This window comes from Actinokineospora spheciospongiae, from assembly GCF_003182415.1.
Classification (GTDB): domain Bacteria; phylum Actinomycetota; class Actinomycetes; order Mycobacteriales; family Pseudonocardiaceae; genus Actinokineospora; species Actinokineospora spheciospongiae.
In genome coordinates this window covers 665,919-687,418 of sequence record NZ_QHCP01000002.1, presented here as the reverse complement: position 1 = coordinate 687,418, position 21,500 = coordinate 665,919, and the positions used below count along the sequence as shown (strand labels likewise).

At 69.5% G+C, this 21,500-nt stretch carries 21 protein-coding genes; 6 read left to right on the top strand and 15 right to left on the bottom strand.

The window, feature by feature from the left end; translation table 11 throughout:
• Position 1: 1 nt before the first annotated feature.
• The 4 genes from DFQ13_RS06745 to DFQ13_RS06730 all read right to left on the bottom strand — a co-directional run bounded on the left by DFQ13_RS06745 (position 2) and on the right by DFQ13_RS06730 (position 3,107).
• On the bottom strand, positions 2-517 hold the full coding sequence (locus DFQ13_RS06745; protein ID WP_110079191.1) for a 2'-5' RNA ligase family protein: 516 nt from the start codon (positions 515-517) through the stop codon (positions 2-4).
• Positions 518-585: 68 nt separating this feature from the next.
• Positions 586-1,596 (bottom strand): peptidoglycan recognition protein family protein, encoded by a 1,011-nt coding sequence (locus DFQ13_RS06740; protein WP_110079190.1) that lies wholly within the window; start codon positions 1,594-1,596, stop codon positions 586-588.
• Between the two features lie 124 nt (positions 1,597-1,720).
• Positions 1,721-2,599 carry an HhH-GPD family protein gene (locus DFQ13_RS06735; RefSeq protein ID WP_181399867.1) on the bottom strand — a complete coding sequence of 293 codons (879 nt, stop codon included), beginning with the start codon at positions 2,597-2,599 and terminating at the stop codon, positions 1,721-1,723.
• 16 nt (positions 2,600-2,615) lie between these two features.
• Positions 2,616-3,107: a beta-class carbonic anhydrase gene (locus tag DFQ13_RS06730; RefSeq protein ID WP_110079189.1), complete on the bottom strand. Its 492-nt coding sequence runs from the start codon at positions 3,105-3,107 to the stop codon at positions 2,616-2,618.
• Positions 3,108-3,280: 173 nt separating this feature from the next.
• Between DFQ13_RS06730 and DFQ13_RS33630 the strand changes: the two genes are divergently transcribed.
• Complete coding sequence (locus DFQ13_RS33630; RefSeq protein WP_181399866.1) at positions 3,281-3,958, top strand: hypothetical protein; 678 nt, start codon at positions 3,281-3,283, stop codon at positions 3,956-3,958.
• 11 nt (positions 3,959-3,969) lie between these two features.
• Here DFQ13_RS33630 and DFQ13_RS06720 read toward each other — a convergent pair whose 3' ends face one another.
• On the bottom strand, positions 3,970-5,070 hold the full coding sequence (locus DFQ13_RS06720; protein ID WP_110079187.1) for a LacI family DNA-binding transcriptional regulator: 1,101 nt from the start codon (positions 5,068-5,070) through the stop codon (positions 3,970-3,972).
• Positions 5,071-5,240: 170 nt separating this feature from the next.
• On the opposite strand from DFQ13_RS06720, the gene DFQ13_RS06715 reads away from it, so the two are divergent.
• From DFQ13_RS06715 to DFQ13_RS06705, 3 genes are read left to right on the top strand one after another with little or no spacing between them, the layout of a single operon-like run.
• Positions 5,241-6,179, top strand: a complete 939-nt coding sequence (locus tag DFQ13_RS06715) for a metal ABC transporter solute-binding protein, Zn/Mn family (RefSeq protein WP_110079186.1) — start codon at positions 5,241-5,243, stop codon at positions 6,177-6,179.
• Positions 6,176-6,982 (top strand): metal ABC transporter ATP-binding protein, encoded by an 807-nt coding sequence (locus DFQ13_RS06710; protein ID WP_110079185.1) that lies wholly within the window; start codon positions 6,176-6,178, stop codon positions 6,980-6,982. Before DFQ13_RS06715 ends, DFQ13_RS06710 begins: the two co-directional genes overlap by 4 nt.
• 2 nt (positions 6,983-6,984) lie before the next feature.
• Positions 6,985-7,824 carry a metal ABC transporter permease gene (locus tag DFQ13_RS06705; protein ID WP_035281891.1) on the top strand — a complete coding sequence of 280 codons (840 nt, stop codon included), beginning with the start codon at positions 6,985-6,987 and terminating at the stop codon, positions 7,822-7,824.
• Positions 7,825-7,841: 17 nt separating this feature from the next.
• On the opposite strand, the gene DFQ13_RS06700 is transcribed toward DFQ13_RS06705, so the two are convergent.
• The 6 genes from DFQ13_RS06700 to DFQ13_RS34815 all read right to left on the bottom strand — a co-directional run bounded on the left by DFQ13_RS06700 (position 7,842) and on the right by DFQ13_RS34815 (position 13,658).
• Positions 7,842-9,056, bottom strand: coding sequence for a DUF445 domain-containing protein (locus DFQ13_RS06700; protein ID WP_181399881.1), 1,215 nt, complete (start codon positions 9,054-9,056; stop codon positions 7,842-7,844).
• Between the two features lie 43 nt (positions 9,057-9,099).
• Positions 9,100-10,404 (bottom strand): IS607 family element RNA-guided endonuclease TnpB, encoded by a 1,305-nt coding sequence (tnpB, locus tag DFQ13_RS06695; RefSeq protein WP_110079184.1) that lies wholly within the window; start codon positions 10,402-10,404, stop codon positions 9,100-9,102.
• Positions 10,401-10,910 carry an IS607 family transposase gene (locus tag DFQ13_RS06690; protein WP_181399865.1) on the bottom strand — a complete coding sequence of 170 codons (510 nt, stop codon included), beginning with the start codon at positions 10,908-10,910 and terminating at the stop codon, positions 10,401-10,403. Before DFQ13_RS06690 ends, tnpB begins: the two co-directional genes overlap by 4 nt.
• 76 nt (positions 10,911-10,986) lie before the next feature.
• On the bottom strand, positions 10,987-12,216 hold the full coding sequence (locus DFQ13_RS06685) for a DUF445 domain-containing protein (RefSeq protein ID WP_110079182.1): 1,230 nt from the start codon (positions 12,214-12,216) through the stop codon (positions 10,987-10,989).
• A gap of 132 nt (positions 12,217-12,348) precedes the next feature.
• Positions 12,349-12,993 carry a hypothetical protein gene (locus DFQ13_RS06680; protein ID WP_052021086.1) on the bottom strand — a complete coding sequence of 215 codons (645 nt, stop codon included), beginning with the start codon at positions 12,991-12,993 and terminating at the stop codon, positions 12,349-12,351.
• 308 nt (positions 12,994-13,301) lie between these two features.
• On the bottom strand, positions 13,302-13,658 hold the full coding sequence (locus DFQ13_RS34815) for a site-specific integrase (RefSeq protein ID WP_110079180.1): 357 nt from the start codon (positions 13,656-13,658) through the stop codon (positions 13,302-13,304).
• A gap of 1,029 nt (positions 13,659-14,687) precedes the next feature.
• Here DFQ13_RS34815 and DFQ13_RS33620 point away from each other — a divergent pair.
• Positions 14,688-15,380, top strand: a complete 693-nt coding sequence (locus tag DFQ13_RS33620; RefSeq protein ID WP_181399863.1) for a hypothetical protein — start codon at positions 14,688-14,690, stop codon at positions 15,378-15,380.
• Here DFQ13_RS33620 and DFQ13_RS06665 read toward each other — a convergent pair.
• Positions 15,332-16,552 (bottom strand): DNA cytosine methyltransferase, encoded by a 1,221-nt coding sequence (locus tag DFQ13_RS06665; protein WP_219994309.1) that lies wholly within the window; start codon positions 16,550-16,552, stop codon positions 15,332-15,334. The two genes, DFQ13_RS33620 and DFQ13_RS06665, sit on opposite strands and share 49 nt — an antisense overlap.
• A gap of 354 nt (positions 16,553-16,906) precedes the next feature.
• Between DFQ13_RS06665 and DFQ13_RS06660 the strand changes: the two genes are divergently transcribed.
• Positions 16,907-17,308, top strand: a complete 402-nt coding sequence (locus DFQ13_RS06660; protein ID WP_233438283.1) for a transposase — start codon at positions 16,907-16,909, stop codon at positions 17,306-17,308.
• A 267-nt stretch (positions 17,309-17,575) separates the two neighbouring features.
• Here DFQ13_RS06660 and DFQ13_RS06655 read toward each other — a convergent pair whose 3' ends face one another.
• The 3 genes from DFQ13_RS06655 to cysS all read right to left on the bottom strand — a co-directional run bounded on the left by DFQ13_RS06655 (position 17,576) and on the right by cysS (position 21,477).
• A complete protein-coding gene (locus DFQ13_RS06655; RefSeq protein WP_110079178.1) occupies positions 17,576-19,009 on the bottom strand; it encodes an MBOAT family O-acyltransferase in 1,434 nt (477 codons plus the stop codon).
• Positions 19,010-19,133: 124 nt separating this feature from the next.
• On the bottom strand, positions 19,134-20,081 hold the full coding sequence (gene rlmB / locus DFQ13_RS06650; RefSeq protein WP_110079177.1) for a 23S rRNA (guanosine(2251)-2'-O)-methyltransferase RlmB: 948 nt from the start codon (positions 20,079-20,081) through the stop codon (positions 19,134-19,136).
• Between the two features lies 1 nt (position 20,082).
• A complete protein-coding gene (cysS, locus tag DFQ13_RS06645; protein WP_110079176.1) occupies positions 20,083-21,477 on the bottom strand; it encodes a cysteine--tRNA ligase in 1,395 nt (464 codons plus the stop codon).
• Positions 21,478-21,500: the final 23 nt, after the last annotated feature.

The window sequence follows — 21,500 nt, the reverse complement described above, 5'->3', positions numbered from 1 at the left end:
TTCAGCGGGCGAAGAGGACGTCCTCGGTGCCCGGGTTGTTGGTGTCCAAAATGGACACCTTCACCACCTTGGCGCGGATGGTGTCGGTGGGGAACACCGCGTTGAACGCCGTGGTCATGTCAGGGGTGGGGACGCCCTGCAACAGGGTGCAGTGCGGCATCCAGTTGCCGGGCAGGTAGTAGGCGCTGGGGTTGCGCACCTTGCCCGCCAGCACGTCGTGCAGTGCGGAGTGGACGGCCAGCAGTTCCGCGTCGGTCACCGCGGCGAGCACCAGGGCGTTCTCGTTGGCGCTGAACGTGGACAGGGCCGAGAGCCAGATGTCCGGCACGGCCAGCAGGCGCAGCTCCGCGGCCAGGGCGGCGCGGGTCTTCGCCGGGATGTCCGAGGCCAGCGCGAAGGTCAGGTGCGGCGGGAAGGGGCGCTCGGGGGGCAGCCCGGCGGCGTCCAGGCGGGACCACAGGGCGCGGACGGACCGGTCGGCGTCGGGGTCGAAGGTGGCGACCACTCCCTGGGGCATGGCGGAAGTGTGCCAGGTCCCGTGCCCGCCCCGCCCCGTGATTCCCGGGCCGGGCACGGGACGCGCCGCTAGCCGTTCAGCAGGGTGTGCCAGTCGCGGGACTCGACCCGGGTCAGGGACCGGTCGCGGACCAGGGTGCGGGCCGCGGCGGCGGCCTCACTGGCCTCGGACAGCTCGACCGGGCGGATGAGCGCGGGCCAGGCGCCCGCGCCGAGGAAGCCGCTCTCGTCGGCCACCCGGCTCGCGTAGCAGGGGTCGGAGCGCAGGCCCGCAGCGTCGCCGAAGCGGCGCACCGCGGCGGCGGTGGCCGCGCCGAACACGCCGTCGGCGGGCAGGTCGCGGGAACCCCGTTCGCGCAGCAGGTGCTGGGCGGCCTTGACCCTGTCGCCGGTGTCGCCCGGCTTGAGCAGCGGCCAGGTCTGCGGGTGCGCCACCGCGCGGCCCAGGACGCCGCCGACGGCCGTGCGCAGCTCCGGCAGCCGCCCGTAGAGGACGCCGCCGGGGCACTCGGTGCTGTTGAAGTCGCGGTGCCCGCGGATCTCCGACGGCGCGATGTCGTACTGCCGCGCGATGTAGGCGACCAGGCTGACCAGGGAGTTCCACAGCCGCGCGGGCACGTCCACGCTGGTGTAGAGGCCCTCGTTCTCGATGCCGATGACCTCGCTGTTGTGGTCGCCGACGTTGGCGCCCATCAGGTGCCTGGTCCCGTCGCGCAGCGCTTCCAGGCTGCGGTGGCGGCCCTCGGTCACGTGCCCGCCACGGCTGTTGGTGAGCTGTTGGCCGCTGTCGATCCAGCCGTTGTTGTCCATGTGGTGGTCCTGGATGGACCGCGAGATCGCGTACGCGTGCTCCAGCGACAGGTCGCCGCTGTTGGGGCCCGCGGTGTGGTGCACCACGATGTAGGTCGGCCTGCGGTCCAGCACCTCCACGGCCGCCCGCGGTTCCCGCGCTCCCCAGGTCTGGCAGGAGGCGATCACAGGGGCGGCGGCGTTCGCGGTGGCGGTGAACACGGGAAGTGCGGCCCCCGCCGCACCGACGGCGATGCTCGTCCGCAGTAAGTCGCGCCTGGTCAGAGCCATCTCGATCTCCCTCGACGAAGGAGCCGGACGGCCCCGGACCGGGAACTGGTGTCGCCGACCGTAGCCAGGGGATCACCCGTGGGGCAATGGTTTTCCAACCATCGGGCTAATTGGTTGGCTGGTTTCAGTGCTCTCCGGGCAGCGCGAACTCCCCGTTCGCGGTCTGCTCCACCAGCCCGTCGACCAGCAGCGAGTCCAGGCACCGGTCGCGCTGGCCCGCGTCGGACCACACCAGGTCCAGCCGCGCCTTCGAGGCGGGTTCGGCGCTGCCGCGCAGCACGTCCAGCAGCAGGCCGCGCACCTGCCGGTCGGTCCCGGCGAACCGCTGCACCGCCTTCGCCGGGCCGTCGTAGGCCGGGCGGCCGTTGTGCTGCCAGGCGCAGCCGTCGAACACCGGGCAGTCCGCGCACCGCGGTCCGCGCGCCACGCACACCACCGCGCCCAGCTCCATCAGCGCCGCCGACACCTTCGCCGCGGTCGCCGGGTCCTGCGGCAGCAGCTTCGCCACGTCGGCCAGGTCCCGGGTGGTCGACGGCGGACCGGCGTCACCCGCGCCGTGCACCGCCCGCGCCACGACCCGCCGGACGTTGGTGTCGACCACCGGGCAGCGCTGCCCGTAGGCGAACGCCGCCACCGCGCGGGCGGTGTACGCGCCGATGCCGGGCAGGCCGAGCAGGGTGTCGACGTCGGCCGGGACCACGTCGCCGTGGTCGGTGGCGATCGCGGTCGCGGCGGCGTGCAGGCGCAGCGCCCGCCTCGGGTAGCCGAGCTTGCCCCACGCCCGCAGCACCTCGCCCTGGCTCGCCGCGGCCAGCGCCGAGGGCAGCGGCCAGCGCGCCATCCACTCCAGCCAGATCGGTTCCACCCTGGCCACCGGGGTCTGCTGGAGCATGATCTCGCTGACCAGCACACCCCACCCGGTGGTGCCCGGCTTGCGCCAGGCGAGGTCGCGGGCGGTCCGGTCGAACCAGTCGGTCAGGTCGGCGAGGTCGGCGGCGTCCACCCGGCGAGTGTAGGTACTACCGCACCTCGGTGATCTTCGCGGTGCGCACGTCGTAGACGAAGCCGCGGACGTTGTCGGTGTGCGGGATGAACGGGCTGCGCCGCACCCGCTCGACCGACAGCCGCACGGACTGCTCGACGTCGCGGAACGACTCCACCGCCCACGGCGGGCGCATGCCGGTGTCGGCGGCGACCTCGTCGCGGAACTCGTCGTCGGTGAAGGTGGCCAGGCCGCACGAGGTGTGCTGCATCACCACGACCTCGCGGGTCTGGAGCTTGCGCTGGCTGATCGACAGCGACCGGATGACGTCGTCGGTCACGATGCCGCCCGCGTTGCGCATGATGTGCGTCTCGCCGTGGCGCAGGCCGAACACGTCGAACACCTTGATCCGGGCGTCCATGCAGGTCACCACGGCCACGTGCAGGTTGGGCACCGGGGTGGGGATTTCCGGTGCCCCGTGGTCCGGCCCGTCGAGATGGCGCTGGAGCAGGTCGTCGATCGCGGTCACGGCGGCCCTTCCGTCAATCCTCTGTGTCCGGTCCATGAAACCGGTTGTTCACCAGGGGGGCAAGGCGGTCTTGTCCAATATCACTCCTGGTGCATGTGTCCGTTCCGGATACCGCCCGATAGGGGGTGGCGTCTTACTCCACTCGGCCGCACGGCGGCGTTACCGTTCCGCAGGTGATTGACCCGAAAGGACCGCTCCCGCGCGGCACCTACCTGCGACGTCGTGCGCTCGCCGTGGCGCTGGCGGCAGGCGGCGTGGTCGTGCTCATCTGGAGCATCACGGCACTGCTCGACGGCGGGGGCGACGGCCGGGAGGTGCGCGGTGCCGGGGCGGAGGACCAGCCGACCAGCGCGCCGCCGTCCACCTCCGCGCTCACACCCCCGCCCTCGTCCACCACCGCGGCGCCCGAGCCGCCGCCCAGTCCCGCCCCGCCCCCGCCACCGCCGGACCCGAACCTGCCGTGCCCCGACGCGGCGGTGGCGGTGACCGCCGAGGTGGAGGCGCCGTCGTACCGGGTGGGTCAGCGGCCCGCGCTGCGGCTGGTGGTGACCAACGCCGGGGCGGTCCCGTGCACCCGCGACGTCGGCCGCGCGCTGCGCGAACTGGTCGTGACCAGCGCGGACGGCGTCACCCGGGTGTGGTCGAACAACGACTGCGCGCGCGTGTCCGGGCAGCAGCCGCAGGTGCTGCAACCGGGGGAGCGGCTGGTGTTCGAGGTCAACTGGGCGGGGCGCACCTCAGCACCCGGCTGCCCGCTGGCGCGGACCGCGGTCCCGCCGGGGAACTACCTGGTGGTGCCGCGGCTCGGGGCGGTCGTGGGCGCCGGGGCGCCGCTCGCGCTGCTCCCGTGAGGGGGCCGCGCTCAGGGCCCGAACCAGCGCTCCTCGGCGGTGCGCGGCGGGGCGGCGGTGGCGCCGGTGACCAGCTCGGTCTCCAGGGTGATCTCGCGCGGCCGGGTCGGGTCGACGGTGCCGAGCAGCAGCTTGCCCGCGGCCTTGCCCTTCTCCAGGACCGGCTGGCGCACCGTGGTCAGGCCGATGCGCTCCCCGTCGGGGATGCCGTCGAAACCGGTGATGGTGAGGTCCTGCGGCACCCGCAGGCCGCGCCGCTTGGCCTCGGCGAGCGCGCCGAGGGCGAGGATGTCGGAGGTGCAGACCAGGGCGGTGACCTGCGGGTCGGAGTCGAGGAGCTGGGCGGCGGCGGAGGCTCCGCTGGCGGTGCTGTGGTCGAAGCGCTCGACCACCGGCACCCGGGACCACTCCACCCCCGCGGTGGTGAAGGCGTCCGCGATCCCGGCGAGCCGGGCCCGCTGGACGTGGAAGTGCGCGGCGTGCTGGCGCTCGACCGGGGCGAAGCCGTCGTTGCGGTCGCGGGCCAGCCGCATGCAGACCACGCCGACGCGGCGGTGGCCCAGCGCGATCAGCCGCTGGGCCAGGGCGGTGATGGCGCCCCGGTCGTCGATGCCGACCCGGTCCACGCCGTCGACGATGGGCTGGTCGGCGACCACGGTCGGCACCGGCCGCGACAGCACGGCGGCCAGGTGCGGGTCGTCGTCGGGCACCGAGTAGACGACGAAGCCGTCGACGCCCGCGCGGTGCACCGCGGCGACGTCCTCGCGCTCGGGGTTGACCGGCACCAGGTGCAGGCCCTGGCCCGCGTCCTCGCAGGCCAGCGCCAGCCCCTCCAGGAAGCCGAGCGCGGCCGGGTCGCGGAAGGCGTAGGACAGGTTCTCGGTCAGCAGCAGCCCCACCGCGCCCGCCTTGCGGGTCCGCAGTGACCGGGCCACCGGGTCCGGACCGGGGTAGCCGAGGCGCCGGGCGGTTTCCAGGACGCGCCTGCGCAGCTCCGGTGAGAGCTGGTCGGGTCGGTTGTAGGCGTTGGAAACCGTGGTCCGGGAGACTCCGAGTTCCGCCGCGAGGGACGCGAGGGTCGCCGGGCGTCGAACGTGCATTGACCGCGCCATGGACTGACCGTAACGGTTCAGAACCACTAGTAGAAGCCCGGTTACCGCCCGGTCGCGCGGTTGGCGTCACCCGGTCGGATGAGTGGCGCTGCGCGGGCTGACGTAGTCTAAAACCGACAACGATTACCATTACCGTGATCATGGATCGCGCCTGCCCTGGGAGAAGCCTCATGACACCCCGTTCCCGCAGACCACTCGCCGTCGCGGTGGGCCTCACGGCGGTCACCCTCGCCTCGGTCACGGCGTGTGGTGGCTCACAGGACACCGCGGCGCCCACGAGCGGCGCGGCAGCCGACGGCAAGGTCGTCGTCGTCGCCTCCACCAACGTCTGGGCCAGCGTCGCGCAGGCGGTCGGCGGCGACGGCGTCACCGTGAACGCGATCCTCAGCGACCCGGCGGCGGACCCGCACGGGTACGAGGCCAAGCCCGCCGACGCCACCAAGTTCACCGACGCGAAGGTCGTCATCTCCAACGGCGGCGGCTACGACGACTTCATCGCGGGCCTGTCCCAGGGTGCGGCCGACGCCCGCAAGATCGTCGCCTTCGACCTGCTCGGCGCGGCCCCGGCCGACGGCGAGGAGGTCAACGAGCACGTCTGGTACGACTTCGGCACCGTCCGCAAGGTCGCCGACACCCTCGCCACCCAGCTCGGCGAGATCGCACCGGACAAGAAGGACAGCTTCACCGCCAACGCCAAGACCTTCGGCGAGGGCCTGGACAAGCTCACCACCTCCGCCGCCGCCATCGGGCAGGCCAAGCCGGGCGCGAAGGTCGTCGCCACCGAACCGGTCGCCGCCTACCTGTTCGCCGCCGCCGGGCTCGCCGACGCCACCCCGCCCGCCTTCGCCGAGGCCATCGAGGAGGAGACCGACCCGCCCGCCGCCGCGGTCGCCGACATCGACGCCCTGGTCACCGGCAAGCAGGTCGCCGCGGTCGTCTACAACGCACAGACCGAGACCCCGGTCACCAAGCAGCTCAAGGACAAGGCCGCCGCGGTCGCCGTCCCGGTCGTCGCGGTGACCGAGACGCTCCCCGCCGACGCCACCGGATACCTTGAGTGGATGACCAAGCAGGTCGACTCACTCGCGGGAGCCGTGTCCGGATCATGAGCACCACCCCGGCGGTCACCCTGTCCGGCGCCCGGCTCGCCTACGGCGACCGGGTGCTCTGGGACGGGCTGGACCTCGACGTCGCCCCCGGCGAGTTCATCGCCGTGCTCGGCCCGAACGGGTCCGGCAAGACCAGCCTGATGCGCGTGCTGCTGGGCCTGCGCGCGCTCAGCTCGGGCACGGTGACCGTCGCCGGGGCGGCCCCGGGGCGGGCGAACCGCCGGATCGGCTACATCCCGCAGCAGCGCGCCCTCGACCCGGCGCTGGCCCTGCGCGGCCGCGACCTCGTCGGCCTCGGCTGGGACGGGCACCGCTGGGGCCTTGGCCTCACCGGCATCCGCGAACGCCGCCGCCGCGTCGACACCGCGCTGGCCGAGGTCGGCGCGGAGGCCTTCGCCAACCGCCCGGTGGGGATGCTCTCCGGGGGTGAGCAGCAGCGCCTCCGCGTCGCCCAGGCCCTGGTGGGCGACCCGGCGGTGCTGCTGTGCGACGAGCCGCTGCTCTCCCTCGACCTGGCCCACCAGCGCGCGGTCAGCGACCTGATCGACACCCGCCGCCGCACCGCCGACACGGCCGTCCTGTTCGTCACCCACGAGATCAACCCGGTCCTCCCCCTGGTCGACCGGGTCCTGTACCTGGTGGACGGACGCTTCCGCATCGGCCCCCCGGACGAGGTCATGACCTCGGAAACCCTCTCCGAGCTCTACCGCACCGAGGTCGACGTCCTCCGCGTCCGCGGCCAGGTCCACATCGTCGGCGGGCACGGCGCGGTGTGCGAGGACTTCCACCTGGCGGAGCACTGACGGTGGACAACATCTTCGACTTCCGGCTGACCTGGCAGCTCCTCTCGCTCGACTTCGTGCTCAGCGCCCTGCTCGTCGCCGCCGTCCTCGGCCTGCTCGCGGGCGTCCTCGGCCCGCTGATCGTCAGCCGCAACATGGCCTTCTCCGTCCACGGCACCTCCGAACTGGCCCTCACCGGCGGCGCCGCGGCCCTGCTCCTGGGCTGGGACGTCGGCAACGGCGCACTGGCGGGCGCCATCGTCGCCGCCCTGGTCCTGGGCCTGCTGACCCGCCGCAGCTCCGAGTACGACTCGGTCATCGGCGTCGTGCTGGCGTTCGGACTCGGCCTGGGCGTGCTGATGCTGTGGCTGTACAAGGGGCGCGCGGCCAACAAGTTCGGCCTGCTCACCGGCCAGATCGTCGGCCAGGACTTCGCCAGCATGGCGTTGTTGACCGGAGCCGCGGTGGTGGTGCTGGCGGTGCTGGCCGTGGTCTACCGGCCGCTGCTGTTCGCCAGCGTCGATCCTGACGTGGCCCGCGCTCGGGGCGTTCCGACGACGCTGCTGGCGGTGGTGTTCGCCGTGCTGGTGGGCGTCGCCACGGCGCTGGGGGTCCGCACGGTCGGGTCGCTGCTGGTGTTGGCGTTGATGGTCACCCCCGCTGCCGCGGCGGCCCGGGTGACGGCCAGTCCGCTGCGGGCGACGGTGCTGGCGGTGGTGTTCGCGGAGGTGTCGGCGGTGGGCGGGATCGTGCTGTCGCTGGCCCCCGGCGCCCCGGTGAGCGCCTTCGTCACGGCGATCTCGTTCCTGATCTACCTGGTCTGCTGGCTCTTCGGCCGAGCCCGCCGCACCGCCCTGGCGTAGTCCGGCAGCCCACCAGCTCAGCCCAGGAGCAGCAGGACCTGGAGTTCGCCGACCAGGGCGCCGATGACGGCGCCCACGGCGATGAGCTTCCACTCGTCCTGGCGGAACGCCGGGCGCAGCAGGCCCTCGTACTCCACGCGGCTGAGCTGGTTCATCTTGGCCGCGATGGTGTTGCCGATGTCCAGGACCTCGCGGGCGTAGGGCTCGGCGGCGAGGGCGGTGGCGCTCAGGTGGGTCATGGCCTTCTGGGCGGCGGCGACCTTGATCTCCTCGAACCGGTGCGAGCCGACCGCCACCGACACGAACGGCCGGGCCAGGCGCGCCTGCGCTTCGACGGAGTCGGCCACCAGCTTCTGGATCGAGGTCAGCAGCTTCTCCGACCGGGGGCCGCTGAGCACGCCCTCGACCAGGTTCGGGACCGTCATCACCTCGCGGGCGATCAGGTCGCCGTACTGGCGGGCGACCTCCACCCGCCTGCGCTGGAAGACGCCCTGGAAGCCGAGGACGGGGGAGCGGGGGAAGAAGACCAGCTTGATGGCCAGCCAGTCGGTGAACCAGCCGATGGCGGCGCCGAAGACGGGGAGGACCCAGGGCTGTTGGGTCAGGGCCCAGACGACGGTCTGGACGACGCCCAGGGCGAAGCCGAACCAGATGCCGCAGCGGGCGATGAACGCCATCTCCGGGCGCGAGATGTCGCGGACCAGGCGGACCAGGAGTGCCTTGTCGCGCTCCAGGGCGGTGACGGCGACCTGCTGGACGTCGAGGACCTCGCCGATGTTGCGGCGGACCTCGTCCATGACCCGGCGGACCAGGTCGGGGGTGCCCGCCTGGACCTGCTTGACCACCAGGTCCTGGGCGAGGACCGGCAGCATCTCCCAGAGCTGGGGGTGGTGCTCCTCCAGCACCTCGCGGGCGATCCGGTCGACCGTGAGCAGCAGGGGGGTCTGGATCTGGCGGGCGATGGCGTCGGAGTCGAGGCGGGCGACGATCTCGGCGGGGTCGACCAGCTTGCCGGTGATGAGGTCGGCGGAGACCCGGATCATCCTGGCCGAGTTGCGCGGGACCACGCCCTGCCAGCCCAGGTAGGGCTCGGCGACGCCGATGAAGCGCAGCGGCCGGAACATCATCTCGATGGCCACCCGCTTGGTCACGTACCCGATGACCGCCGCGATGAACGGCATCGACGCGTAGACCGGCCAGTTGGCCGCGAAGCCGCCGAGGAACGCGTCGATGTTCAAGCGGACCCGTTCGATGAAATGCGACGTTCTGTCCCGATCATCGACTCACCATCTCGCGACGGTGAGGTTGAGCCGGAGGCTCTTCCCGAGGCGGTCCGACTGCGTCCGCGAGCGGACGTCTGACACCGGTTCCTTCGGGCTGCTCACGCACCAACTGTGCGCGGTCGGCTGCCAGAGCAGCCAGGTTGATCGCGGCGTTGACGTCCCGGTCCAGGACGATGCCGCACTCCACGCAGGCGTGGGTGCGCTCGGACAGGGCCAGCTTGGCTTTCGCCGCGCCGCATCCGGAGCACGTCTTGGAGGAGGCAAACCAGCGGTCGGCGACGATCAGCTCCGCGCCGGTGCGTTGGGTCTTGTAGGTGAGCTGGCGGCGGATCTCCGCCCAGCTCGCGTCGGCGATCCGCCGGGCCAGGCGCCGGTTCCGGATCATGTTCGCCACGGCCAGGTCCTCGATTGCGATCACGTCGAATTCGCGGACCAAGCGGGTCGTGAGTTGGTGGATGGTGTCGCGGCGCAGGTTGGCGACGCGTGTGTGGATACGGTCGGCGCGGGCGCGGGACTTGCGCCACCGGTTGGACGGCTCGACGCGGGTGCGGCGGTCCGGTCCGCGGCGGCGGGCGCACGCCCGTTGGGTTCGGCGCAGCGCCTTCTGTGCCAGGTCAAGGTGTCGCGGGTTCGGCACCGTCTCACCGGTGGACAGCACCGCGAGGGACTTGATGCCCAGGTCGACACCGACAACCCGGCCTCGGGTCCGCTCAGTGGGCACGGGATCGGGCAATTCGACGGAGAAGCTGCCATGCCACCGTCCACGCTGGAAGCTCAACGTCACCGAGCGGATTCGAGCGGTTCCGGCCTCCACGTGGCGGGTGAGTTCGCGGGTCGACTCGTGGGTGCGGACCAAGCCGATCACCGGGAGCCGGATGTGGCGACAGTCGGGGCCGAGGCCGAACGCGCCGGTGGTGAACCGGCAGGTCAGCCGCGCCCGGCGCTTGGACTTGAAACGGGGCATCCTCGCCCGACCGGCCTTGCGGTTGCCCAGCGCAGTCGACAGGTTCGCACACCCCGAGGCGTATGCCTCCTTGCTGTTCTCCGCCCACCAAGGCGCCACCTGCTCCTTGGCGGCGTTCCACGCCTTGCGCAGGCTGTAGGCGGAGGTGTCGATCCATGGGGTGAGCTGCTCGCCGGTCAGGCCGTAGGTCTGCTCAGCCGAGCGCTGCGCCCAGTTCGCGAGTACCCGGGCCAGGCACCAGTTGTAGGCGACCCGCTGCGCACCGCAGTGCGAACGCATCGCGTCGGCCTGCTGATCGGTCGGGTCCAAGGCGAACAGGTAGGCGCGGATCATGATGGATCACCCGGTGCTTCGTCGGGCTCGACCTCGGTGAGGTCGCGGGCAAGGTCGTCAGCAGGTTCCGTCTCGTCGAGGACGATCACGGTTCGACCGTGGGCGGCCAAGGCTGCTTCCAGGTACTCGACCCCGAAGTGGGCCAGCCGGTCGCGGTGCTCGACGACGATCGTGGACACCTTCGGGTCGCCAAGCAGCTTGCGCAGCTTTGTCCGCTGCCCGTTCAGGCCCGAGCCTATCTCGGTGACAGTGCGGTCGATGCGAAGCCCGCGCTGTGAACACATCGTGAGCACTCGTCCGGCCTGGCGTTCCAGGTCCGATTCCTGCTCCTGCGAGCTGACCCGGCAGTATGCCACCACCGCGCCGACGGTCTTGGCCGGTGGGTCGACCAGGATGGTGCCGGTCGGGAGCTGCCGGGCAGGCGCCGGCAGCGTCCCGGCGTGGAACCAGTTCAAGGCGGTTCGGTACGAAACGCCCTGCTCCTTGGCCCAGGCACTCAGCTTCACCCATCCATTATTACACAGAATGGCGTTTTATTACACATTTACAAATAGCTGCCGACCTTTGTCAGTGGCTCCCAGGTCAGTGCAGCACCAGCAGCACTTGCAGTTCACCCACCAGGAACCCGATGACCGCGCCGACCGCGATGAGCTTCCACTCGTCCTGGCGGAACGCCGGCCGCAGCAGGCCCTCGTACTGGATCGGCGTCAGCGCCCGGATCTGGGCGACGATGGTGTCGCGGATGTTCAGGGCACCGGTGGCGTAGTCCTCGACGTGGCGGACGGTGTCGGGGATGCGGGCCACCGCCTTGTGCGCCGCGGCGCGCTTCATCTCCTGGTAGCGGCGGGAGCCGACGGCGGCGACGACCAGGGGTTTGACCGTGCCCGCCTGGGCGTCGACGGAGCGGCGGACCTCGCGGTGGATCAGCTCGAACAGCCGGTCGGACTTCGGGCCGGTCAGCACGGCCTCCAGCACGTTGTGGACGGTCAGGACCTCCTTGGCGATGAGGTCGCCGTAGTCCTCGGCCACCTCGGACTTGCGCCGCTGGAACATGCCCTGCCAGGTGACCAGGCCCAGGAAGCGCTTGGGCTGCCGGGGGAAGAAGATCATTTTCAGGGCGAGCCAGTCGGTCAGCCAGCCGGTGAGGCCGCCGAAGACCGGCATCACCCAGGCGCTCTTGGTCAGCGCCCACACCACGACCTGCACCAGCCCGATCACCAGGCCGAACCAGACGCCGGACCGGGCGATGAAGCGCATCTCCGGGGTGGCGGTGTCGCGGATCAGCCGGTTCAGCACGGCCTTGTCGCGGACCAGGTTGCGCACCGCCATGTCCTTGACGTCGAGCACTTGGTCGATGTCGGCCGCCAGCTCGCGCATCACCCGCTCGACCATCCGCGGCGCCTCGGCGCGGACCCTGGCCAGCAGCAGCGCCCTGGCCCGGTTCGGCAGCCGCTCCCACAGGTTCGGCTGGTACTCGCCCACCAGCTCGGTGGTGATCTCCTCGACCACCCGTTCGATGGGTTCCCGCAGCTCGGCCACCACGGCCTTGGGGTCGAGCCGGGAGAAGACCTCCTTCGGGTCGATCAGGTTCGTCGTCATCAGGTCCATGGCGACCGTGGCCATCCGCTCGGCGTTGGCCGGGATCACCCCCTGCCACCCCAGCCTGCCGATCCCGACGAACTCCAGCGGCTTGTACATCATCTCGATCGCCGCGCGCTTGGTGACGTACCCGATGACCGCCGCGATGAGCGGCATCGTCAGGTACACGTGCCAGTGCTCGCCGATGTCGTCGGCGACGGCCCGCCAGTCCACCCGATCACCCCCTCGCCGCCGGGTCAGTTTCGCACGCCGCGGCACCGGCGCGGTGGAAGTGGACACAGGGGGAGCGGACACAGAGGACCGGCCCGCCCCGGTCGGGGGCGGGCCGGTCGGGGGTGTCGGGGGTCAGGCGTTGCAGGCGCTCGGGTTCACCACGAGCTGCGGGTTGTCGCCCTTGACGCCGAAGATCGGGATCTGCGAGCTGGGGGTGGCCACGCCGTTGGCGAACCGGTAGGAGGCGAGGGTGCCGATGAAGTCCGGGTTCGGGGCCGAGCTGCTCGCCACCGCGAACAGGATGGTGAACTCGCGGGTGCCGAAGAACTCCTTGCAGGTGTAGCCGGAGCGGGCGCCCGGGCCGCCGCCCTCGAAGAAGCGCAGGGCCTGCCCGTCCGGGGTGGTGGCAACGCGGAAGCCGCCGGTGCCGAGGTCGACGATGTTGAAGGTCGTGGTGCCGTCGCCGGTGCTCTCGGTGACCAGGAGCTCGGCCTTGCGGTCCTTGTTGATGTCGACGACGCGGATCGGCTGGGCGCCGTCGGCCGAGGACAGCGGCAGGACCAGCGTGCGGGTCTGGCCGCCGACGGTGGCGCTGAGCAACTGCTCGGTGCCGTCGGTCTGGGTGGTGAGGGTGATGGTCTCGGCGGTGCCGTCGCCGTTGAGGTCGGCCCGGGCGGTGACCGACGGGGCGGCGAGGGCGGGTACCGCGCCGACCAGGCTGATCAGCCCGGCGGCGATCAGCCCAGCGGTGGCGCGCGAGGTGGGAAGCATGCGCACGGTGGATCTCTCCCTTCGCGCGGACGCCTCTGTCCGCGCCGTCACCGACCCCCTGGTCAGGGTGCCGATTCACCGGAATTGACTGCTCAAAGGAACATAACCACCGGTACCGGGCAGTTTATGAATAGTGATCCAGATCACAACAGATGTACTGGAACCGGTAGTCGAGGCATGGGTGCTGCCCTGACCAGGCGCTGTGCAGTTGTCCTGAGTCCTCGGGCCGTCGTCAGACCACCACCGGCAGTTCCGGGCCGCCTGGGTCGCCACCACCCCCGAACACTGCTTCGGCAGCCCGCCGGGTTCGCTGCCTACTCGACCGCATCAGGTGCGTGTAGATCCTTCAGCGTGAACCCCGGGTCGGTATGGCCGAGGTAGGCCGACAGCGCCGCGGTGGTCTCCCCGGCGTCCAGGAGCGTGGACACGTAGAAGTGCAGCAGGGCGTGGAAGCCATTGACCCGGGACGCAGGCGTGATGCCTGCCTTCTTGAGCGCGGGCGCCCACGTCCACTGGTTGCAGACCGGTCGCCACGCCACCGTACGGTCGCGGCTGGCCAGATTGAGCAGGGCGTCACGTCGGGACCCGGGTTCCGTCCAGCACCAACCGACCATCGACGCCACCATGACAAGGGTGGGCGGCCTGCGACCGGTCAAGATCCGCGACAGCATGGTGGTGCTCCACCCCGCTTGCGCGGCCAGCGCGCTGCCTTGAGCCCGGCGGCACGGATCAGCTCACGCAGCCCGCGGCCGAGCACCCATGCCCGCAGCAGTCGGCAGCTCCAGGGAGCGTAGCTCACGGCTTTCTCCTCGTCCGCTCACGCCGCCTGTGCGTAACCGCGTCACCACGGGCGGCCCAGTACCGGGACCTGACCCTCGAACGCCTCCGCTGCCGTGCTCGCCGCCGTGATTACCCACCACCCCTGAACGCGACCGCACCTTTCGCCCGCATGTGAGTATTGCCTACCCCGACATCAACCAGGACCCGACGGACATCATTGCTGTATTGGAACTGCTCACACCTCAAACTGTCCCGGACGAAATCGGGCAGGTTGCTCTCATCAAGCTCGACCGCGACCCAGCATCTACACCGGTGGGGAGCCTTGCGTCTTGGCTGCATTTATAACTTCTGAATAATTCAACCAGTATTGCTGGTGCTGTCGGATCGGCGCAGGCGATGGCGTGTCGAAGTCAGTGCCATACCAATCGATGTCAATTGCCACCGGTACTTTTTTCGGATTGAACCACTTTGGATGTGGATTCGAAAACTTCGACTGGGTCCTCGTCTTCTCGGCAACGAAGGACGGCCCATTCGGCGGAAACCAAGACTTCAGGCACTCGGTCATCTCGATCCATGTGCTTGCCCCATGTTCTTGAGTAGTTTATTTTCCGCCAATCGGAACTAATTTTGGGCCGCCTGCCGTGCGCGGGACAGGAGTGTCAGAAGCGTACTTCAATGAAAATGGAGATCTTCCAGCGCGCGAATACGATGTCGATCTTACTCCGAGGCGCCTCTCTGGGGAAAAATGGATACGGTATCTGTGTCCGGCCCGGTGTAGCAGTCTCCGCACACTCAGCTCGGGGGCTGTGTCGCGTGGTGCTTGGCGCTGCATGCGCTGCCGTACCTTCTCGTCTGCAGCTACAGGGCGCAGGCCGTGGGGCGTGTTGGCACGCCAGTCTGAGTAGTGCAGAATGCCCGGCATGCCGGTGCAGGACGACGTACGCGAGCAGCAGTTGGTCCAACTGTTCAACCTGTTCACACCCGATGATCGGACGCGGTCGGGGACAGACGCATACTTGAAAATCAACAACGAGGAGATCCCTTTCGAACTTAAGTCGACCACCGGGAAATCTGTTTCAACGGTGCGGGATTTTGGTGCGGAACACATTAGGAAGTGGGCCAACCTTCACTGGATCTTCGGCTTCTACAATAAGGCGGGGTCCAAGATTCTCTACTGTCACTACGCTTCACCGGCCGACATGAAGGCTTGGATCGAAGAGAAGCAGAGGTACGTCCATCCTGATCTGTTCCTCAAGCGGGAAGCAGCGCAGAACATAGGATATGAGACTCTGTTCGGCCTTCTCGGGGAGAAGGAGAAGTACAGTGAAGACGACGCCAAGTGGATAATGAAGAACCAATGGAAACGGGATCGGTATCTTGAGGCGCAGGACTCGCCGTCTGGATATTCCGCAGCCCGCATGGTGGAAATCCTCCGACTTCGGTGCGAATATGTAATAGATCGGGGGGCGACGCTGAACAATCCCCACATTCCCAGTAGCTACTTTAGGGACTGGGAAAAGATTACAGAGAACCATGCGGCCACGCTGCGAGAGAAAGTTCGATCCTACTTGATGCGCCCCAATGCGGCTACGATTGATGCTGCTACGTTGTAAGCAAGGGGAGGGGGGACGGCATTGCCAATCTGCCCCAATACTTTGTACGTGGCACCCGAAAAAGGCCAGTCATCTGGAAATCCTTGTATGAGAGCGACGTCGGGGACCGAAAGCCGGAAGTGGCCATTGGGACTAGGGAATTTTTGAGCCTTTTCCCGGCTGGCCGCAACCCCGTTTGGCCAAATTTGAAGTTTTTCGAATCGATTTCTCGCGGACACGCTGTTCAGGATCGAAGTGGTGTTCCGGGGGCCGTTCAGGGTGCTGCGGATAGTCGGGGAAAGGTCATCAAATCCACTTTCGCGCAACCCGAGTGCTTCCCGGACCCCCATGCACTTCACAATGCCGGATTCCAACGCTTCATTGTCATTCCAGGCGTGGGTGGGTGTTGGAGGTCGATATTTGCCGTGAATCCTCTTGTTGCGAAATCCGATAAAGAATATACGACGTCGAATTTGGGGAACTCCGAAATCCTGCGCGCGAAGTTGTACGACATGAATATGATACCCCTTGCTCAGGGGTGCCAGAATTGTCTGATTGACATATTCGGCAAATTTTGCCTCCCCGAGTGCTGGGACATTTTCCCCAACGAATACGGCAGGCCTGATCTTGAGCACGGCTCGGACAAATTCTGGCCACATATCCCGTGGATCCAGGCTTCCCCGCTGCCTTCCTGCGTGCGAGAACGGCTGGCAAGGAGGTCCCCCGTGGAGGATGTCGACAGAACCACGCCACGGCGACCAATCCACTTCTCGGACGTCCCCGGCCTCCCCTCCGTATACCTTCATCTCGGGACAGGCGACACGAATCGTGTCGGCAGCGTCATCCATGATTTCAAATGCGGCGACGTTATTGATTCCTATCCTCGAAAATCCCAGATCGAGGCCGCCGCCACCGCTGAAAAGTGACAGGGCGGAAATTCCTGTGTCTTCTCGTTGTGGCATCAAGAGTTTAGTGCTCAGCTTAGGAATATTAATCGGGTGAAGATTTTCATCGCTTGTGATATCAAGGCCGGCGGCTTTGGCTGCGCGGGCTTGAATAGCGAGTTGGCGATACCGCTGACGTTGCTCTTCAGTCAGCTTCCATGGCTCATGCAAGGCCGCTTTGGAAGGTATGCGACTTGGGACGAAACTTGCGGCATCGATGATCGTGTTCTCAGTCTCTGGTGGTACCACGGGCCACACCGTACGGGACTCGATGAAAAAGCCAGGTACAACCCGCCTGTAGCTGGGACGATGCTGCTGAACCGGGCTCTGTGGATCAAGGCCGCGCCGCCTGCGCGGCGCTGCCCTCGCTGCGGGTCAGGACCGCGCCGCGCAGGCGGCACGGAGGGCTGGGGGTCGGTGCCCCGTGGCGGGACGTCCCGCCTGTGTATGGGTTGTTCCGCCGCTGGCAGCGGGCCGGGGTGTGGCAGAGGGTCCTGACCGCGTTGCAGGCCCGCGCCGATGCCGACGGGCTGATCGTGTGGGACATCAGCGTGGATTCCACGATCACCCGCGCCCACCAACACGCCGCCGGGGCGCAAGCCGTTGTCGCTGCTGCTCACCGCCGGACACCGCGGTGAGAGCCCGCAGTTCACCGCGGTGATCGAGGGCATCCGGGGGTCCCGCCTCGACAGCGGCCGCCTCCGGACCCGACCTGACCGGGTGCTGGCGGACAAGGCCTATTCCTCCCGTGCGAACCGGGCCTACCTGCGCCGACGTCGGATCAAAGCCACCATCGCCCAACCCCGCGACCAAGCCGCCCATCGCAAGAACAAAGGATCTTCCGGTGGGCGACCGCCCGCGTTCGACACCGAGACATACAAGCAACGCCACGCGGTGGAATGCGGCATCAACCTGCTCAAACAACACCGGGCGGTCGCCACCCGCCACGACAAACTCGCCCTGCGCTACCAGGCCACCATCACGATCGCCACCATCAACATCTGACTACGCCACATCTGGAACACGGCTTAGGCGACGACGAGGGCAGCTTTCGCGGGCATGCGTAGCCGACCTGGGTTGGTACCAGGGGCGCCCCGCCCCTGGACCCCGGAAGCCCACGGCACGATCCACGCCCTACCCGGGGGAACGGTGCCGGTTCCGTCGGTGTGGATCGCACCACGGGGACGGAGGCCGAGGCGGACGAGCAGCGGCCCGCACCGGGCCCCAGCCAGGCCCTCAGGGTAATCGCGACTGGTGGGGGCCAGACCGCCATCAGAACTGGTAGTACAAGAACGGGCTGAACGTGCCGGATGCGACAAGAACCGCCGCCCACAGCAACCCCGGCACCATCACCGCCACCCGCAGCACCTGCGCCACCCGGCCGCGCGAGGACTCCAGCAGCGGCCCGGTGACCGGCCCCGCGGGCAGCGCGAAGATCACCAGCGCCAGCAGCAGCGTCACCAGCACCTGGTTGCCCAGCGCCACGTCCACCTGGTCGGTCAGGCCGGTGAAGTCCGGCAGCAGCATGTGCCCGACCACCACCAGCGCCTGCCCCAGGTCGGCGGCCCGGAAGAACACCCAGCCGACGACGACCAGCAGCATCGTCAGCACCCGCCTGCCCAGCCTCGGCCACCGCCCGGCCGGCGCCCGCTCCAGCCCGAACCCGCGCTCGACCACCAGCAGCGCGCCGTGGAAGACGCCCCAGACCAGGAACGTCCAGTTCGCGCCGTGCCAGAAGCCGGTCAGCACGAACACGATGCCCAGGTTGCGGTAGGTGCGGGCGGCGCCGCCGCGGTTGCCGCCGAGCGGGATGTAGACGTAGTCGCGGAACCAGCGCGACAGCGACATGTGCCAGCGGCGCCAGAACTCGGTGATGGTGACCGACGAGTACGGTCGGGCGAAGTTCTCCGGCAGCCGGAAGCCCAGCATCCGGCCCAGCCCGATCGCCATGTCCGAGTAGCCGGAGAAGTCGAAGTAGAGCTGCAGCGTGTACGCGATGGCCCCCAGCCAGGCCACGGCGAAGGTCATCCGGTCCGGTGGGGTGGCGAAGCACTGCTCGACCAGCGGGCTCAGCGAGTCGGCGATGATCACTTTCTTGCACAGGCCGAGGGCGAAGCGCGGGAAGCCGGAGGAGATGTCGTCGAGGCGGTGCGTGCGCTGCTGCGGGAGCTGGTCGGCGATCTCCCGGTAGCGCACGATCGGTCCCGCCACGAGCTGCGGGAACATGGCGATGTAGGCGATGAACGACACCGGGTCGCGGCTGGCCGGGCGCTCGCCGCGGTACACGTCGACCACGTAGGAGATGTGGTGGAACGTGTAGAAGGAGATGCCGATCGGCAGTGCCAGGTGGACCACGGGGAAGTCGCCGCCGAAGATCTCCGCGAAGCCCGCGAGCTGCTCGGTGGCGAAGCCCGCGTACTTCCAGACCACGAGCACCAGCACGTCGAAGGCGATGACGCCGACGAGGACGTTGCGCCTGCGCGCCCGGTCGGTGTCCCACTCGTCGGGCTCCAGCCAGGGGCCCACCAGGTAGTTGACCACCATGCAGGTGAGCAGCAGGAGCGTGGTGGACCCCGCCCCCGCCGAGTAGAACAGCAGGCTGGCGACGGCGATGATCGCATTGCGCCAGGAGCGGGGGCAGAGCAGGACCGCCAGGAGGACGACCGGGGTGAAGTACCAGAGGAACAACGGACTGGCGAACGACATCCTCTGCCCCCTCGGCGCGCCAACGGCTCCCAGACCCTAACGGGTCCGCCGCCTGGTCACCCCGCTCGCTCCGCCGCGGGAGCGGCCCGTGGGGGGCCGCTCACCCGCGGTCACCGGGGCGCGGTCAGGTGCGGCCCGCCACCCGCCGGCGCCGGGCCACCTCCGCCAGCACGACGCCCGCGGCGACCGAGGCGTTGAGCGACTCCACCCCGGCCGACATGGGGATGCTGATGGTGGCGTCGCAGGCCTCGCGGACCAGCCGCGACAGGCCCCGGCCCTCGGAGCCGACCACGACCACCAGGGGGCCGGTGGCCAGGTGCAGGTCGTCCAGTTCCATCGTCCCGTCGGCGTCGAGGCCGACGATCATCAGGCCCTTGGCGGCCAGGGCCCGCAGTTCCCTGGTCAGGTTGGTCGCCACCGCGACCGGGATCTTCGCGGCCGTGCCCGCGCTGGTGCGCCAGGCGACGGCGGTGATGCCCGCGCTGCGGCGCTGCGGCAGCAGCACGCCGTTGGCGCCGAACGCCGCCGCCGAGCGGATGACCGCGCCCAGGTTGCGGGGATCGGTGACGCCGTCCAGGGCGACCAGCAGCGGCGGCTCCGCGGTGGCCGCGGCGGCTTCCAGCAGGTCGTCGGGGTGGGCGTACTCGAACGGCGGCACCTGCAGGCTCAGGCCCTGGTGCATGGCGCCCGCGGTCAGCCGGTCCAGCTCCGGGCGGGAGACCTCCAGGACCGAGATGCCCCGGTCGGCCGCCAGCCGGATGGACTCGGCCACCCGGTCGTCCGCTTCGACGCCGATGGCGACGTAGAGGGCGGTGGCCGGGATCTGGGCGCGCAGGCACTCCACCACGGGGTTGCGGCCCGCGATCAGCTCGCTGGTCGGCTTCTCCTTGGTGCCCGCGACGCGCTTGGTGGTGGGCTTGCGGTAGTTCTTGTGGCCGGGGCGCTCCTCGGCCTTCGGCGTCGGGCCCTTGCCCTCCAGCCCCTTGCGCCGCTGCCCGCCGGAGCCGACGACCGCGCCCTTCTTGGTGCCCGGATTGCGCATCGCGCCCTGGCGCCTGGAGTTCCCTGCCACGTCAGCTGTCCTTCAATGTCCACAATGGACCGTCGGGGGTGTCCTCGACGGTGATGCCCGCGCACTGCAGGCGGTCCCTGATCGCGTCGGCGGCCGCGAAGTCGCGGTCCGCCCTGGCCTGCTGCCGCTCGGCGAGGAGACCGTCGGCCAGGGCGCCGACCGCCTCGCGCAGCCCGTTGTCCACTGTGGAGGTATCGGACCACTTGGCCGACAACGGGTCCAGGCCCAGCACCCCGGTCATCCCGCGCACCGCCGCCGCCGCCGCCCGCGCCGCCGCGTCGTCACCGCCGTCGAGGGCGGTGTTTCCGGTGCGGACCGCGCTGTGCACCGCGGCCAGCGCGGCCGGGGTGGCCAGGTCGTCGTCCATGGCGGCGGCGAACTCCGGACCCGGGTCGCCCTCGGGCACCACGCCGGTGCGCTGCACGACCTTGCGCAGGAACGACTCCACCCGCTGGTAGGCGCGCACCGACTCCTCCAGCGCCGCCTCCGAGTACTCGATGTTCGAGCGGTAGTGCGGGCCCACCAGGTAGTAGCGCAGCTCCTGGGCCCGCACCCGCTTGAGCATCTCCGGGATCGACACCGTGTTGCCCAGCGACTTGGCCATCTTCTCGCCGCTGATGGTCACCCAGGCGTTGTGCATCCAATACCGGGCGAACCCGTCACCGGCCGCCCGCGACTGAGCCTGCTCGTTCTCGTGGTGCGGGAACACCAGGTCCTGGCCGCCGCCGTGGATGTCGAACTCGGCGCCGAGGTAGGTGCGCGCCATCGCCGAGCACTCCAGGTGCCAGCCGGGGCGGCCCGCGCCCCACGGGGTGGGCCAGGACGGCTCACCGGGCTTGGCGGACTTCCACAGGGTGAAGTCGCGCGGGTCGCGCTTGCCCGCCAGGGCCGGGCCCTCGCCCTGCTGCACCTCGTCCGGCTTCTGCCGGGACAGCTCGCCGTAGGCCGGGTACGAGCCGACCGAGAAGTACACGTCGCCGTCGGCGGCGTACGCGTGGCCCGCGGCGATCAACCGCTCCATCAGCTCGACCATCTGGGTGATGTGGCCGGTGGCGCGCGGCGAGATCGACGGGGGCAGGCAGCCCAGCACGTCGTAGGCGTCGTCGAAGGCGCGCTCGTGCGTCGCCGCCCACTCCCACCACGGCCTGCCCGCCTCGGCGGCCTTGGTCAGGATCTTGTCGTCGATGTCGGTCACGTTGCGGACCAGCCGCACGTCGTTGCCCCGGTGGGCCAGCCAGCGGCGCAGCACGTCGAAGTTCAGGCTGCTGCGCACGTGCCCGATGTGCGGGATGCCCTGCACGGTGGCGCCGCAGACGTAGATGGAGACGATCCCGTGCTCGCGCGGCGCGAACTCGCGCAGCGAACGGCTGGCGCTGTCGAAGATGTGCAGGGACACGGTTATCTCCTGGTGGGAGCACG

Bases quoted from the DNA above. Each gene is read 5' to 3' on its own strand.
- DFQ13_RS06655 (WP_110079178.1), bottom strand. From the start codon at position 19,009: ATGTCGTTCGCCAGTCCGTTGTTCCTCTGGTACTTCACCCCGGTCGTC.
- DFQ13_RS06715 (WP_110079186.1), top strand. From the start codon at position 5,241: ATGACACCCCGTTCCCGCAGACCACTCGCCGTCGCGGTGGGCCTCACG.
- DFQ13_RS34815 (WP_110079180.1), bottom strand. From the start codon at position 13,658: ATGCTGTCGCGGATCTTGACCGGTCGCAGGCCGCCCACCCTTGTCATG.
- DFQ13_RS33620 (WP_181399863.1), top strand. From the start codon at position 14,688: ATGCCGGTGCAGGACGACGTACGCGAGCAGCAGTTGGTCCAACTGTTC.
- DFQ13_RS06720 (WP_110079187.1), bottom strand. From the start codon at position 5,070: ATGGCGCGGTCAATGCACGTTCGACGCCCGGCGACCCTCGCGTCCCTC.
- tnpB (WP_110079184.1), bottom strand. From the start codon at position 10,404: ATGATCCGCGCCTACCTGTTCGCCTTGGACCCGACCGATCAGCAGGCC.
- DFQ13_RS06710 (WP_110079185.1), top strand. From the start codon at position 6,176: ATGAGCACCACCCCGGCGGTCACCCTGTCCGGCGCCCGGCTCGCCTAC.
- DFQ13_RS06740 (WP_110079190.1), bottom strand. From the start codon at position 1,596: ATGGCTCTGACCAGGCGCGACTTACTGCGGACGAGCATCGCCGTCGGT.
- DFQ13_RS06745 (WP_110079191.1), bottom strand. From the start codon at position 517: ATGCCCCAGGGAGTGGTCGCCACCTTCGACCCCGACGCCGACCGGTCC.